At 34.1% G+C, this 16,423-nt stretch carries 11 protein-coding genes and 1 pseudogene; 7 read left to right on the top strand and 5 right to left on the bottom strand.

The window, feature by feature from the left end; all coding sequences use genetic code 11:
* Positions 1-20: 20 nt before the first annotated feature.
* The gene (locus tag FQU23_RS11435) at positions 21-2,453 is read right to left on the bottom strand and encodes a YfhO family protein (protein WP_147673943.1); all 2,433 of its coding nucleotides are present in this window, start codon (positions 2,451-2,453) and stop codon (positions 21-23) included.
* Between the two features lie 48 nt (positions 2,454-2,501).
* Positions 2,502-2,780, bottom strand: coding sequence for a DUF4834 family protein (locus FQU23_RS11440; RefSeq protein ID WP_147673944.1), 279 nt, complete (start codon positions 2,778-2,780; stop codon positions 2,502-2,504).
* 132 nt (positions 2,781-2,912) lie between these two features.
* Between FQU23_RS11440 and FQU23_RS11445 the strand changes: the two genes are divergently transcribed.
* Entirely contained in the window at positions 2,913-3,878 is a 966-nt protein-coding gene (locus FQU23_RS11445) for a transporter (protein WP_165425764.1), read from the top strand.
* A gap of 9 nt (positions 3,879-3,887) precedes the next feature.
* On the top strand, positions 3,888-5,006 hold the full coding sequence (locus FQU23_RS11450; protein WP_147673945.1) for a GTP cyclohydrolase: 1,119 nt from the start codon (positions 3,888-3,890) through the stop codon (positions 5,004-5,006).
* An 89-nt stretch (positions 5,007-5,095) separates the two neighbouring features.
* Here the strand turns inward: FQU23_RS11450 and FQU23_RS11455 are convergent, their stop codons facing one another.
* Positions 5,096-5,572 carry a hypothetical protein gene (locus FQU23_RS11455; protein WP_147673946.1) on the bottom strand — a complete coding sequence of 159 codons (477 nt, stop codon included), beginning with the start codon at positions 5,570-5,572 and terminating at the stop codon, positions 5,096-5,098.
* 121 nt (positions 5,573-5,693) lie between these two features.
* Positions 5,694-6,956, bottom strand: coding sequence for an aminotransferase class I/II-fold pyridoxal phosphate-dependent enzyme (locus FQU23_RS11460; protein WP_132110606.1), 1,263 nt, complete (start codon positions 6,954-6,956; stop codon positions 5,694-5,696).
* A 251-nt stretch (positions 6,957-7,207) separates the two neighbouring features.
* Here FQU23_RS11460 and FQU23_RS11465 point away from each other — a divergent pair, with 251 nt between their 5' ends.
* Positions 7,208-8,011, top strand: coding sequence for an NYN domain-containing protein (locus FQU23_RS11465; protein ID WP_209282345.1), 804 nt, complete (start codon positions 7,208-7,210; stop codon positions 8,009-8,011).
* Here the strand turns inward: FQU23_RS11465 and FQU23_RS11470 are convergent.
* Entirely contained in the window at positions 8,008-10,383 is a 2,376-nt protein-coding gene (locus tag FQU23_RS11470) for a hybrid sensor histidine kinase/response regulator (RefSeq protein ID WP_147673947.1), read from the bottom strand. The two genes, FQU23_RS11465 and FQU23_RS11470, sit on opposite strands and share 4 nt — an antisense overlap.
* A gap of 211 nt (positions 10,384-10,594) precedes the next feature.
* Here FQU23_RS11470 and FQU23_RS11475 point away from each other — a divergent pair.
* From FQU23_RS11475 to FQU23_RS11490, 4 genes and pseudogenes are all read left to right on the top strand, one after another.
* A pseudogene (locus FQU23_RS11475) lies at positions 10,595-12,065 on the top strand (FMN-binding glutamate synthase family protein).
* A 692-nt stretch (positions 12,066-12,757) separates the two neighbouring features.
* On the top strand, positions 12,758-13,336 hold the full coding sequence (locus FQU23_RS11480; RefSeq protein WP_147673948.1) for a non-canonical purine NTP diphosphatase: 579 nt from the start codon (positions 12,758-12,760) through the stop codon (positions 13,334-13,336).
* 203 nt (positions 13,337-13,539) lie between these two features.
* Complete coding sequence (locus FQU23_RS11485; RefSeq protein ID WP_132110614.1) at positions 13,540-15,471, top strand: DEAD/DEAH box helicase; 1,932 nt, start codon at positions 13,540-13,542, stop codon at positions 15,469-15,471.
* A gap of 87 nt (positions 15,472-15,558) precedes the next feature.
* Positions 15,559-16,326: a carboxypeptidase-like regulatory domain-containing protein gene (locus tag FQU23_RS11490; protein ID WP_147673949.1), complete on the top strand. Its 768-nt coding sequence runs from the start codon at positions 15,559-15,561 to the stop codon at positions 16,324-16,326.
* The last annotated feature ends 97 nt before the right edge of the window (positions 16,327-16,423 follow it).

Raw genomic sequence — 16,423 nt, forward strand, 5'->3', positions numbered from 1 at the left:
AAATCGATATTATAAAAACTCTAAACGTTAGACTTTAAACTTTTTTTTCTTTCATAATATATCCCACCAACAACAAGCAATAACATTCCAGCAGCACTAATTAAAGTAATGATACTTCCTGTTTTTATTACTTGTGGTTCAAATTTAAATTCGATAGTATGTTCTCCTGCAGGCACAATCATAGCTCTCAAAACATAATCAACAGGAAAATGTTCTGTTTTTACATCATCGATGTAGGCATTCCATCCGTCTTCATAATAGATTTCAGAGAAAACAGCTAGGCCTTCACCTTTATTATTCGAAGTGTATTTTATATAATTGGGTTTATAAACTTCAACTTTAATTGTTCCTGTTGTGTCCAAATTTCTTTTTAATCGCGCATTTTTAAATTTATCTCCATAAAGATGAATATTGAAAATAGCTGCTCTTTTTGTGTCCAGTTGCTCTAAAAGCTTCATTTCATCATTAGCCTTATTCACTAATTTAACATCATTTACAAACCAAGCATTCCCGTTAGCATTTGGGTTAATCGTTGGGAATTCTTTTCCTTCTTTATTAGTCTGTATAATGTATTTAACGTTTAACATGTTTAAAACTTCCATGTTGTTTTTAGCAATCTGATAATCGAAAAGTTGCTGTACTTTTCTAGGTTTTGCAGCATGATATCCACCGATCGATTTATGGAAATAAGAAGCTCTCGCACTCGAGAAATTACCGCTCACCTCAAAAACACGATAGTGAGAAGTATCCTTTAGAATCTCAATATCGGAAGCTGTTTCTTGAAAAGGAACTTCAACTTCTCTCCCACTAACAAAATCTTTTGCCGAAACATAATTTTTAGCAACAAAGAATAAATCAGACACCATAAATAGACCTACAAGAATTATTGCGGTATTTTGAGCAATTTTATTTTTTATAAACAACCAAAGAACTCCAGCAACTAAAAGTATAAAAAATCCTGATCGCAATAAATCCGCACTATACAAACTCATCCTGTCACCTATAAGTGCATCAACAAATTCAGGACCGTAACTTTCTCTATAATATCCGTCATTAGCACCTGTAAAATCAAACATGCTTTTACTTAAAAACAAAGCCACTATGAGCCCAAAAGCTACTCCTACCGAACTATATACTGCTTTCCATTGTAATTTGTTATCCAGTTTAAAGAATGACTGTAATCCCATAATGGCCAAAACAGGGAAACATAATTCTAGAATAACTTGTATCGAAGAGACCGCTCTAAACTTATTGTACATCGGCACATAATCGATAAAGAAATCAGTCAATAAAGGAAAATTCTTTCCCCATGAAAGTATCAAAGCCACAATGGCTCCCGAAAGAAAAACATATTTTATTTTTCTATCATCAATAAATAAAGCCATAATTGCCAAAAAGAAAACAACAACACCAATATAAGCTGGCGCTGCCACTATCGGTTGGTCTCCCCAATAGGTTGGCATCCCTTTTACATAATCGGCTGCTTGTCCCTCTGGAACTCCCTGACCAATCATGAATTCGTACATTTTACTATCTTTTCCTAGCGCTTCATTATTCGAACCTCCAAAAAGTCTTGGAGCAATCAAATTAAAACTTTCTGCCAGACCGTAGCTATATTCGGTGATATAATTCCTGGTCATCGCAGTCGAAGAAGTGTTTTTTGAACCATCAGGATTAAAACTCAATTCGCTTTTTCCCCTGGTACTAAAACCGGCATATTCAGCAGTTGCTAATAAATTTGTCGCATTGGCACCTATCGCAAACACTCCAGCGACTGCAAGAACACCAAGCGAATTTAAAAGCGTTTTATATGATTTCTCTTTAATTTCTAAATAGATAAAATAACCCGATAGAATCAATAAGAAAATCAATAAATAATAGGTCATTTGAAAGTGATTCGCATTGATTTCTAATGCTGTCGCAAACATCGTAAGTAAACCACCCAGAAAATATTTTTTTCTAAAAACTAAAATAAATCCCGCAATCACAAGCGGCATATAAGCAATCGCATGTGCTTTGGAATTATGTCCAACACCCAGAATAATAATCAAATAAGTAGAAAAACCAAAAGCTAAAGCACCAAAAAAGGCCTTAAGCGGATCTGTTTTTAGCACTAATAATAAGCCGTAAAACCCTAAGAAGTACAAAAATAAATAATCAGCTGGACGAGGCAAAAATCGTAATACATCATCAATAGCTCCTATAAAATCATAAGGATACTTAGCTCCTAATTGATAGGTAGGCATTCCTCCAAAAGCACTGTTCGTCCAAAAGGGCTCCACATGGTCAGAGGCTCTAAAGTCATTTTGCTCTTTGGCCATACCCGTATACTGAGCAATATCAGACTGGAAGATTTGTTTTCCCTGTAAAACAGGATAAAAATAGAGTAAAGATACGATGACAAAACCAAGAATGGCTAAAGCGTGCGGGTAAAATTTATTTATAATTTTCAAATTTCCAGAGTTATGTTTTAAAATATGAGACCGTTAATTAGCGCAAATCTAATCTATTTCTTCGTAATCGACATAATCTCCTACTTTTTTGGACTCTCGTGGTTTCTTCGAATTTGAAGTATCAATTATTATTTCGTCATTAGATTGCGCTTTCTGCCATGAAGTATCTTGACTTCGCTGTTGTTGCTGGAAATTTTCTCCTGCTTTCTTCACCACTTTTTTAACAAGTAATGGCAATAGTAATTTTGCCACAAACTTAAAAATGTAATAGAAAGCCACAAAGTAAAAAAGTGTTTTTATAAAACCTGTAAAGGAGGCCGTTTGCATAATCAAATATTTTTTAGCAAAATTAATAAATCAATCCCGCAATTTCGCGACAAAATTAAAATATCATTCTTAAATAAATGATAAAATATAGTACATTTGAACAGCGTTATTACTTTTAAATCCAAAAAGAATATGTCAAAACTTAAAATAATACTTGCTGCTGTGATTTTTATGTTTCCAATAATTCATTATGGACAACATACAGATCAAATAAATTCAAATAGACCTGGTGAAACGATGTCTGCATTTTCAGTAGGCAAATCTGTACTTCAAGCCGAAGCAGGTATTTATGGGATCAAAGAAAACCACAGCTTATTAGAGTACGATGCTAAAGGTTTCGGTTTAGATCTTACTTTGAGATATGGTCTATTACTTGAAAGACTAGAATTAATTGCTGACTTGCAGTATCAGAACGAGAATTTCACCACACCCTTCAGTAGCGTAGATAAGTCCGCTTTAAAGCAAACTGTTCTTGGTGCCAAATATTTAATTTATGATCCGTTTAAAAATTACGAAAAAAAAATTAATATTTACAGCTGGAAGGCAAATAGAACCTTTAATTGGAGACAATTAGTACCTGCTGTTTCCGTTTATGCCGGTGCAAATTTCCACTTTTCAAATAATCCATTCTCCTTTCCAACGCAATCAACAGTTTCCCCAAAAATCATGCTGATTACTCAAAACCATTTTGGTGACGGAAGATGGGTTTTAGTATCTAATATTATTGCCGACTATATTTCAACAGAATATCCGAGTTATGGATATGCACTTACGCTTACTAGAGGAATAAGTAACAAATGGTCTGCTTTTATTGAGAATCAAGGATTTAAAAGTGATTTCTACAGCGATGCTATTGTAAGAGGTGGTGCTGCGTATTTAGTCAATAAAGACATTCAAATTGACGCTTCAATAAGTTCTAGTTTAAAAACGACTCCTTCTATATTATACGGAGGTGTTGGTTTTTCATGGCGCTATGATACAAATTATAAAGAAGTTCGAATAAATATTGACAGTGGTAGCAGTCCCAAGTCAAGAACACAGAAGAAAGTCGAAAAAAAGAATAAAAAACGTAAAGAACAACTAGAGTCTACAAATTAATAAACAACAATGATTACTATAAAAGAAGCGATTACAAAGAGTGAATTAACATCATATATTAAATTCCCTTTCTCCCTATATAAAAACAACGAATTCTGGGTTCCGCCCATCATTGCCGATGAACTGGAATCATTCGACAAAGAGAAAAATCCTGCTTTCGAAAATGCCGAAGCTTATTTTTTTCTTGCCTATAAAAACGATGAAATTGTAGGACGAATTTCGGCAATTATCAATTGGAGTGAGGTAAATGACCAACAAAAAAAGAAAGTTCGTTTTGGTTGGTTTGATGTAATAGATGATATCGAAGTCACAAAAGCACTCCTAGAAAAAGTATATGAATTAGGACGAAAAAACAATCTCGAATATGCCGAAGGCCCGATGGGTTTTTCTAATTTAGATAAAGTAGGTGTTCTTACCGAAGGATTTGATGAATTAGGAACGATGATTACCTGGTACAATCATCCTTATTATGCCACTCATTTTGAGCAGCTGGGTTATGTCACCGAAAAAGAATATATTGAAAGTAAGTTTCCTTTTTCGAATGTAAAACCAGAGTTTTTTGAGAAAGCTAATGATTTGGTAAAAAGAAGATACCAGCTGAGTCCGCTTAATTTTAAAACTACAAAAGAGGTAATGCCACATGTAGATAAGATGTTTGATTTATTTAACGAATCTTATGCTTCCTTATCTTCATTTGTAGCAATAACTGATATTCAGAAAGAATATTTCAAGAAAAAATACATCAGCTTAATCAATCCTGAGTATATTAAATTTGTGGAGGATAAAGACCATAATATTGTCGCTTTTAGTATCGTAATGCCTTCTTTTTCTAAAGCTTTACAAAAGGCAAAAGGAAAATTATTCCCTTTTGGTTTTATTCATTTACTAAAAGCTAAAAAACAAAGCAAGGATATGATTTTCTACTTAATCGGTGTGCATCCTGATTATCAAAACAAAGCGGTTACAGCGATTATCTTCAATGAATATTATCATACATTTAAAGAAAAAGGGGTGATCAACTGTTACCGAACTCCTGAATTAGCTGATAATATTGCAGTTCAAAATTTATGGAAACATTTTAAGCCTGAAGTTTGCTGCAGAAGAAAAACTTTTAGAAAAGAACTTTAAAAATAGTAATCCGTTTTTATAATCTGATAAACAAAAAATCCATTAGCGTCAAACTAATGGATTTTTTGCTTCTTTGAATTGCTCTTAAATTATTCTTGACATTCAATTTTATTGTAAATTATGTTTCCGTCAAACTTAATTTTGCTTTTATCTTTAAAAACCGCTTTCCCATTTACTTCTACAACCTCTCCATGTCCTTCTACAAAAGTGTTTGGATCATTTTTAAGAAAAGCCAACTCTCTTACTGATGTTTTCCCTTCCGATTGAAAAGTATAATCGGCAAAAATAGTATCACCTTTTACATTCCCTAAAAGCGTTCCAAAACTTTTATCCTTTTGATAATAAGAATAATCTAATTCACCTTCAAATTGGTTCACACTATTGACCATAAAAGTTAGTGTAATGGTATCTTTTCCAATTATGGCTTGATAACATTGATTAGCTGCTGTTTCTAATGGCGCTTCCACTTCTAATTGCGGTACACTTACATCTTCTTTTTTATTATTCATACAAGACGTAGTTAGGGCCAATAATAATACGGTAGAAAATAAATATTCATTTTTCATAATTCTTTTTATTTATAGTTATTAGATTGCTAAAATTACTAAAAAACAAAAAAAACCATTCATACAATGAATGGTTTTTTTTATAAAATTCCCACTTGGAGAATTTGAAAAATATATTGAATTACGCGTCTAAGTCAACTTTCGTTCTTGATGCAATTTCTTTATAAGTACCGTTTACTAATTTCTCACGAATCGCTTCAAACGCAGTCAATGTTTCGTCAATATCAGACAAAGTATGTGACGCAGTAGGAATAACACGTAATAAAATAATTCCTTTTGGAATCACTGGATAAATTACAATCGAAAGGAAAATTCCGTAGTTCTCTCTTAAATCGTTTACCATCACCATCGCTTCTGGAACACTTCCTTCAAGATATACTGGCGTAACACAAGTATTTGTATCTCCAATATTAAATCCTTTAGATTTCAATCCGTTTTGCAATGCATTCACGTTTTCCCAAAGTTTGTCTTTCAATTCTGGGTGATTACGCAACAACTCTAAACGTTTCAATGAACCTATTGTTTGAATCATAGGCAATGCTTTTGCAAACATTTGAGAACGTAAATTATATTTCAAATAGTCAATTACATCTTGATCTGCCGCTACAAAAGCACCAATGTTTGCCATTGATTTTGCAAACGTAGAGAAGTAAACGTCAATTTCATCTTGAACACCTTGCTCCTCACCTGCTCCAGCACCTGTTTCACCAAGTGTACCAAAACCATGTGCATCATCAACTAACAAACGGAAGTTGTATTTTTGCTTCATAGCAACAATTTCTTTCAATTTCCCTTGTTGCCCACGCATTCCAAAAACACCTTCCGTAATAAAAAGGATTCCTCCACCTGTTTCCGAAGCAATTTTAGTTGCACGTTGCAAGTTTTTCTCCATACTTTCAATGTCGTTGTGTTTGTATGTAAAACGTTTTCCGCTGTGTAAGCGAACTCCGTCAATAATACATGCATGACCATCAACATCATACACAATTACGTCATTTCTAGTAACCAAAGCGTCAATAATTGACACCATTCCTTGGTAACCAAAATTCAATAAATAAGCAGATTCTTTCATTACAAAAGCTGCCAATTCACTCTCCAATTGCTCGTGATATTTAGTGTGTCCACTCATCATACGAGCTCCCATTGGGGCAGCTGCACCGTATTCTAAAGCTGCATCTGCATCTGCTTTTCTTACCTCAGGGTGATTAGCTAAACCTAAATAGTCATTCAAACTCCAGTTCAAAACTTCTTTTCCTTGAAACTTCATTCTTGGTCCTAAATCACCTTCTAATTTTGGAAATACAAAGTAACCCTCTGCTTGTGAAGCCCATTTTCCTAATGGTCCTTTATTGTTTTGAATTCTTTCGAATAAATCCTTTACCATAATATATTTAAGTAATAATTTTAATTTTAAGAAGTTGCAAAAATAATATTTATATTTTATAAAAGTCTTTAAAGTAAATTTATTTTTATCTAGCTAATCCTGTTATCATTTATATCTTATTTTTTCTTGAATTTATTTCAGGATTCTGTACAATATTTAGGATGGGAAAAGGTGTTGCTCCTGTTTGCTCTAGAAGTCATTTTTATAATAAACTTTGTATCTTTGAAAAATCACAAAATGCAATTACTATTATGTCGCAAAATACTAAAGAACTAAAATTAGCCGTCTTAATTGATGCTGATAACGTACCATACAGCAATGTAAAAGGTATGATGGAAGAAATCACCAAGTACGGAACACCTACAACAAAACGTATTTATGCCGACTGGACACGCCCAAATGCAAATGGCTGGAAAGCTGTTTTATTAGAGCACGCCATTACTCCCATCCAACAATATAGTTATACTACTGGAAAAAACTCATCCGACTCAGCATTGATAATCGATGCGATGGATTTGTTGTATTCCGGAAAATTAGATGGTTTTTGTATCGTTTCCAGCGATAGTGATTTTACACGTTTGGCCATTCGTTTGCGTGAGTCCGGCATGAAAGTGATTGGAATAGGAGAACAAAAAACTCCTAAACCTTTTATAAGTGCATGTGATCGATTTGTATTTATCGAAGTACTAGATGGGGCAATTAAGAAAAATGCACCTAAAAGAGTATCAAATACAGAAACTAAAAAAGTTACTGGAAAGAACATAGAAAAAACACAGGATAAAAACATTAGGAAACCACTAAGTAAAGTCGACGAACCAACAATAGATTTAATCGAAGACTCAATAGATGACATTGCTGATGACAGTGGATGGGCTTTTCTTGGTGACGTAGGAAACTTAATTGTAAAGAAAAAACCCGAGTTTGACCCAAGAAATTATGGTTTTGCTAAACTGACACCCATGCTTAAATCTTTGACTGATATTTTAGAAATCGACGAAAGAGAATCAGAAAAAAAAGGAATTAAGCATGTTTATGTAAGGTTACGCTTTAGTTAGGCTAATTCTTTTACGATATTATATAGATCTTCTTTTTTTATTGGCTTTGACAAATAATGGTTCATTCCTATTTCTGCGACGCGTGCTTTTGTACTTTCCATGACATCAGCCGTAACAGCAATAATAGGAATGTTCGCATTTTCAAGACCTACTTCACTATTTCTTATTGCTATTGTAGCTTCATAGCCATCCATAACCGGCATTTGAAGATCCATTAAAACAAGGTCTATTTTAGCAGTTTTAAACGCTTCTAATCCTTCCTGACCATTATTAGCAAATAAAACAGTGGTATTCAACCATTTTTTAGTAATCATTTTAATAACAATCTGATTCATCGCATTGTCCTCGACCACTAATATGGTTTTCCCGCCTAAATCATAAACAACAGGCTCAGAAGCTAAGATTTCACTTCTTCTTAATTCAGCAATGTCATAATCAATCGTAATTTCGCAACTTGTACCCTCACCAACAGCACTTTGCATTTTTATTTTGCCATCTTGCATATCCACAAGTGTTTTTACAATAAACAGACCTAAACCAAGTCCGCCGAACTTTCTTTTATTGTCTATATTATTTTGAGAAAAAGAATCGAATATACTTTCCATTTTATCTTTTGGTATTCCCACTCCTGAGTCAGAAACCTTAATTATTAAACTCATTTTATTATCGTCCTTGATGTGGGCATTAATATTAAAACTCACAAAGCCCTCAGAGGTAAACTTAATAGCATTACTTAATACATTATTAATAATTTGCACTAATCTGGTTTCATCGCCCTTAATTAGCTCCGGAATATCATTTGAAATTAAAAATTGAAAATCCAGTCCCTTGTCTTTTGCTCGAATCTCGGCATTGCTTTTTAAACTCTCGATAACTTTCATTGGATTAAAAGGGATGTTTTCGATTTTCAGTTCTTTTTTTTCAATTTTCGAAAAATCTAAAATATCATTTACAGAACTTAGTAAACTATGGGACGAATATTTGATGACTTGGCAATTCTTTCTTATTTTTTCATCTTCTACATCATTAGAAACAGAATCTATTAAATTCATAATAGCATTTAAAGGAGTTCTTAACTCATGACTGATGTTAGACAAAAAATAAGTCTTTAAATCATTCATCTCCTCTGATCGAACTAAAGCAATACGGTTCAGCTCATTTTTTTCGTTTTTCAAACTTCTGATTAGATTAGACATCGAAAGCGAAAGAAAAACAACCTCCATACCGGTACCTAACTTAGAACTATTTTGAGTTATAAAATTACTAGGAAGTAGCCCAAAATTGTGAAGTATAAAAACTGTAAATCCTAGAATCAAAAACAAAATACCTGCGGTGAAAAAAGAGTCAACTGGTTTCCTTTTATAGTATAGGTAAACTATTGAATACACTATCAAAACAAGAAAAACAAGCGTAAGTATGTTAATCAAAAGGTAGTTTAGCAATAACAATGTAGGAAATAAAACAACAGAGACTAATAGCAAAAAAAGTAGTATATAAGCTAGGTTAAACAAATTGTAAATTGTTTTACTATGTTTTTTTATTTTCAAAAATACCTCACTATATTTTCCAGATAAAAAAACGGCAATAATCGCAATAAAAAGGATTGCGTGGTTTGAAAACCATCCAGCTTGTGGAGTTACAAACTCATAGAAGAATCCATCTAATGCGAATTGCAATAGCCCTACAAAAATAACATACAAACTATAATATAAAAAGGTAATTTTCCCTAAAGCAAAAAAGAAAAAGAAGTAAATAATCGCTACAATTGCCAAAATACCATAAAAGACTCCAAAGATTAATTGCTCAAAAGCAACTTTCTGGATAAAATTATCTGCTGTACGCAAGATTACAGGGATTTTCAGTACTTCGCCATCACTTTTTAAATGTAGAAATAATTTTAATTTTGCTTTAGACTGGATATCAATTTTAAAAATTGTCCTACGATTATCATACGCCCGTTTAGAAAATGGTAAAATATCCCCGCTTATTGCTTTCGAAATTTCACCCGAAACTTCATCGACCGTATATAACTCCACGAGATCAGTTATAGGAAGTGCCGTTTCTAAATAATAATGCAAGTCGGAATCAGTAGGGTTATGAAGTGCTAATTGTGCCCAAAAATTATTTTGGGTAAAACCTAAATCATCGTTGGCTGTTTTTAAAGATATTGAGTTCAATGATTCATAGTTCGAAATTACAAATTGGATACCCAGTTCTTTCTGACCAAGATCTGTTATTGAGGTATAAGGGTGTAACGATATCTCCTGTGGCAATGCGTCTGCGCGAAATACATATTGAGCGTACGAATTCATAAAAATGAACATGAAAAAGAAAGTCATTACAGCATTTCTAGTGTTGGTGCGTTTTTTCATTACTAAATTTTATTCTTCCTACTAGTCCTATCTACGTAGAAAATAGGTGTTCAGTTTGTTTTACTTACTCATTGAGATATTTTCGAAATGTACAATGTTTTTTTTTATATCAATTCTATATGCTAAAGAACTTATATTCTTGTTAAATTAGAGGCTATAAAAACGATTTGATATGAGAATGTAATTTTTCATCTATGGATTAGCTCTTTTTATAGTTTCGGTAGCCACGCATTACTATTTAAATAACTGGATTTATCTTCCCTGTCTTTATACTATTACTCTTGGTAATAGGCCTTTTCAATAGAATACAACCAAAGCATGCCATTCTAAGAAACTTCCCCATATTGGGCTATTTTAGATATGCTTTTGAAAGTATCGCCCCAGAAATACAGCAATAATTTATCGAAAGAAACACTAATGGAAAACCATTTTCAAGAACCGAACGTGCTCTTGCTTATCAACGAGCTAAAAATATCGATACCACCACTCCTTTTGGAAAACAACTAGATATTAATCAGTCCAGTTATGAAGGCATAAAACATTCTGTCTTTCCCGCGCAAGTCAACCACGAGCTACCCCGAGTTATGGTGGGCAGTCAAGATTGCAGCCAACCTTATTCGGCTTCTTTACTGAATATTTCCGCGATGAGTTTTGGTTCTTTGAGTGAAAACGCGATTATCGCCCTTAATAATGGAGCCAAAAAAGGTAATTTCTACCATAATAACAGGAGAAGGTGAACTAACCGAATTTCACTTAAAAGGTGGATACTTTACCTGGCAAATTGGAACCGGATATTTTGGTTGTCGTAATGAAGCTGGAAATTTTGATCTTGATAAATTCACCGAAAAAGCCAACAATCCACTTGTAAAGATGATCGAATTAAAGTTATCACAAGGGGCAAAGCCAGCTCATGGCGATGTATTGCCAGCCAAAAAAAACACAGAGCAAATCGCAAAAATAAGAGGTGTCCTGCCACACACGACTATACTTTCCCCAACAAACCATTAAGCGTTTCATGATGCCGCTCGATTGATAAAGTTTATAGCTCATCTACGCCAATTGTCGAATGGAAAACCGTTGGTTTTAAACTATACATTGGTTAAACAAGTGATTTTGAATTAATTTACCAAGAAATAATTCTGCAGAATTCCTTTCCAGACTTCATAACTGTTGACGGAGCCGAGGGCGGAACGGGAGCCGCACCACTAGAATTCTCGGACGGCGTGGGAATGCCATTTGAACCTGCTCTTATCTTTGTAAATAAAACATTAATCAGGTTAAATATTCGAGACAAAATCAAAATAATAGCCAGCGGTAAAACAATCTCAGGCTATCCTATACTTAGAGCTGTAGCAATGGGAGACAATATATGCAATAGTGCCAGAGGTTTTATGTTCTCCTTAGGTTGTATTGAGACGCTGCGATGCAATAACAATACTTGCCCTACTGGTATGGCTACGCAAGATAAAATGCTGATAAAGGGCTTAGTGGTAGCAGATAAATCAGAACGCGTTTTTCATTTACATAAGAACACCTTGCATGCTGCAAACGAATTACTTGCCGCAGCGGGAAAATCAAGCTATAAAGAGGTTGATAGTAGTATTTTTATGCGTGGTGATGAATTCACCCATCTCTCTGATTTATACTTCCCAGACATATTAAAAAGCGTCAGAGACTCCTAAAGAAAACACGTTCAAACAAAAAAAGGAGGGCTATTAAAGCCCTCCGATTGTTAGTTCTGATTTACCATTATCAACTCATACATTAAATCTCGTATAGCTGACTATTGCGCTGTTATTCTTATGTGAAGATTAACAAAAACAAGTAATTAATCAAAACCACATATCAAAGATACAAAAAAAACACGCCTAAAAACACCTAAATCCAACGTTTAACCGTTATTTAACTAACTGACAATCAATATTCAATAAAATATAATTTTCGCCGTACAATTTCCTCTATTACCCTAATTTACAATCAAATTTCAGATAAAAATTAAAAAATCAATCCAATTAGTACATTTGATTCTAAAAAAAGAGGCCTTTTTACAGGCCTCTAAATTAAATTTTGGTTTATCATAATCAACTAAATATCTTTCGATACTTCTAAATAAAAAAATACGCTACTCTTTTCAGATGGCCGTACTTAATAATAAACCAAAACCATACTCAATTGTACGACTATTAAACAAATATTACGCTGTAAATCAATATTTTAGCTTTATATTAACATGATTCATATAAACCAGAGTTATATAACTACAATCTGATTTAGATTAGCGGTTACGACAGTAAGAGAAACAACTATACAGGATAACGCTTTTTAAGGATTATTTAAAAATACATATCTTTGATTTATTCAAAAATAAAAACAAATGAAACTCGTCTTCGCTTCCAATAATCAAAACAAAATAAAAGAAATCCAACAACTACTTCCTCCAACAATTGAAATAATAAGCCTCGAAGACATTGGTTGTCATGAGGAAATTCCAGAAACCGCCAATACAATTGAAGGGAATGCCATTATAAAAGCCAATTACGTTACCCAAAAATACGGCTACGATTGCTTTGCAGACGACACAGGTCTAGAAGTCGAAGCCTTAAATGGAGCGCCAGGAGTATATTCTGCCAGGTATGCCGGCGAACAACGAAGCGCTGAAGACAATATGGATAAACTATTAAAAGCACTTTCTGATAAAACAAATCGTAATGCACATTTTAAAACAGTAATCACTTTAAACCTTAACGGGAAGCAGCATCTTTTTACTGGTATAGCTCGTGGCGAGATAACTTTGGCTAAAGCAGGAAATAAAGGTTTCGGCTATGATCCCATCTTTCGACTGGAAGGACATGACGAAACATTTGCTGAACTGTCCTCGACAATAAAAAATCAGGTTAGCCATAGAGGAAAAGCGACGCAATTATTAATCGACTTTTTAAAAAACGAGAAATAAGCGTTCTAAGCCACTGATTTTAATCCAAAAAGAGTCCGCTCTCACTGTTTTTCCCTAAACTATTTCCAAATTCAAAGCGCCAAATCTGAAAATGAAAATCTAACATATTGATAATCACTTATTAATAAATCACCGAAACTTGAAATAGCATTAGTTTATCTCAATTATTAACAGTACTTTTGCACCCTATTTTAAAAACACATATGAATAAATTTGAACAATTAGGATTGAGTGAATCGTTACTGAAGGCGATTTTAGATCTAGGATTTGAAAGTCCGACTGAAGTACAGGAGAAAGCGATTCCCCTATTATTGGAAAAAGATACAGATATGGTTGCGTTGGCTCAGACAGGGACAGGGAAAACGGCAGCTTTTGGTTTTCCAGTTATCCAAAAAATTGATGCTAACAACAGAAACACACAAGCATTAATTTTATCTCCAACACGCGAGCTTTGTTTGCAGATTACCAACGAAATTAAAAACTACTCTAAATACGAAAAAGGTATTAATGTGGTAGCAGTTTACGGTGGAGCTAGCATTACAGACCAAGCGAGAGACATTAAGAGAGGCGCACAAATTATTGTGGCAACTCCAGGAAGAATGCAAGATATGATTAACAGAGGGTTGGTAAACATTTCTCAAATTAATTTTTGTATTCTAGATGAGGCTGACGAAATGTTGAACATGGGTTTCTACGAAGATATCGTAAACATCCTTTCGACTACGCCAGACGAAAAAAACACATGGTTATTCTCGGCTACAATGCCTGCAGAAGTAGCTAGAATTGGAAAACAATTCATGAAAGATCCTATTGAAATTACAGTAGGAGCTAAGAATTCAGGTTCTGCAACAGTATCACATGAGTTTTACCTTGTAAACGCACGTGACCGTTACGAAGCTTTGAAACGTTTAGCTGATGCAAATCCAGATATCTTCTCTGTAGTTTTTTGTCGTACCAAAAGAGATACGCAAGCTGTTGCTGAGAAATTAGTAGAAGATGGATATAGCGCTGCTGCATTGCACGGAGATTTATCTCAAGCGCAACGCGATGGTGTAATGAAATCTTTTAGAGGAAGACAAATCCAAATGCTTGTAGCTACTGATGTTGCAGCACGTGGAATTGACGTTGATAACATTACTCACGTAGTAAACTATCAATTACCTGACGAAATAGAAACTTACAATCACCGCTCAGGTCGTACTGGTCGTGCTGGTAAATTAGGTACTTCTATTGTTATTGTAACTAAAAGCGAATTGCGTAAGATTTCTTCTATCGAAAGAATCATCAAACAAAAATTCGAAGAAAAAACAATTCCTTCAGGAATCGAAATCTGCGAAATCCAATTATTACACTTAGCTACTAAGATTAAGGATGTAGAAGTTGATCACGAAATCGACAATTACCTTCCTGCAATCAATAATGTACTTGAAGACTTAACGAAAGAAGAGTTAATCAAGAAAATGGTTTCAGTTGAATTCAACCGTTTTATCAACTATTACAAGAAAACTAGAGATATCTCTAATCAAGCTTCAGGTTCAGATAGACGTGAGCGCGATGATAGAGATGGAGCTCAAAGAGACAGTAGCGGTGGAGCAACAAGATATTTTGTGAACATTGGTTCTAGAGATAACTTCGATTGGATGTCATTAAAAGACTACTTGAAAGAAACATTAGACTTAGGTCGTGATGACGTTTTCAAAGTAGACGTAAAAGAAGGTTTCTCTTTCTTTAACACAGATCCTGAGCACACAGATAAAGTTATGGAAGTATTGAACAACGTACAATTAGAAGGACGTCGTATCAATGTTGAAATTTCTAAAAATGATGGTGGCGGAAGACGTGATCACAACGGAAGAAGTTCTGGTGGTAGTAGTTTTGGTGGTGGAAGAAGTTCTGCTCCAAGAAGAGAAGGTAGTTTTGCACCAAGAAGAGAAGGTTCTGGTGGTGGTTTTAGAAGCGATAGAAACTCAGCTCCAAGAGAAGGTGGTTTCGGCGGAAGAAGCTCAGCTCCTAGAGAAGGTGGTTTTGGCGGAAGAAGCTCAGCTCCAAGAAGCGAAGGTTCTTCAGACAGAGCTCCTAGACGTTCTGAAAGTTTTGGTGACTCACCTAGACCAAGAAGACCAAGAAGAGACTAACATTTATTGTTAATTTTCTTATAATTATAGTAGAGAACTATAGGATATTTGATACTGTTTAGTACTTTTAAAGTTTTAAACCAGTTTATGAAATATTCTATAGTTCTCTTTTTTTTAGCGCTATCCTTAACTGCATCTGCACAAGAGATAGTTCCTTCCCAAAAAGTATCCGGCTACATCTATAACGACCTGAATAAGTCGGCATTGAACAATGCAAATATCATCAACATTAATAAAGTTAGAGGAGCAAGAACGGACGCTAGTGGATATTTTGAAATTGATGTGCAACCAACTGATACCTTGCATATTTCTCTTTTAGGATTTCAATCGCTTAGAGTAAAAGTGACAAATGACTGGATCAAAAATAAAATGGCTAAGATCTTTTTGACTGAGCGAGCTATCGCCCTTGAAGAAGTAGTCATCAGACCTTTTAACTTAACAGGATATCTGGAAGTAGATTCAAAAACAATTCCTACAAGCGAAAATTACCGCTATAGTATTTCTGGATTAACTCATGGATATGAAGCTGGTGAATATTCTCCAAATGCATTTGGAAGAGTACTTGGATCCATATTTAATCCTACAGATATGCTTTATAATTTTTTTGGTAAGAATCCAAAAGAGCTAAAAAAGCTGAAGGAAATGAAGAAGGATGATACGGTTCGAAATCTTTTAGAATCAAAGTTTGATAGAGAAACTATTGCTGTACTACTCGGAATCGATAAAAAAGAAATTCCCGAAATATTACAACGCTGCAACTACTCTGAGTCCTTTATAAAAACAGCAAACGACCTCCAAATCATGGACGCAATCAGTGGCTGTTATGAAGAATATAAAATTTTGAAGAAAAAATAAGCCGAACTAAACTATCTATTTCGAAAAATTACAATCCAATAAAATTATCTCCAATTACATCAGTCTTTGGGGATTTTTTTATGATTACATTTAGAAC

The organism is Flavobacterium sp. XN-5 (genome assembly GCF_008033395.2).
GTDB classification, from domain to species: Bacteria; Bacteroidota; Bacteroidia; order Flavobacteriales; family Flavobacteriaceae; genus Flavobacterium; species Flavobacterium hiemivividum.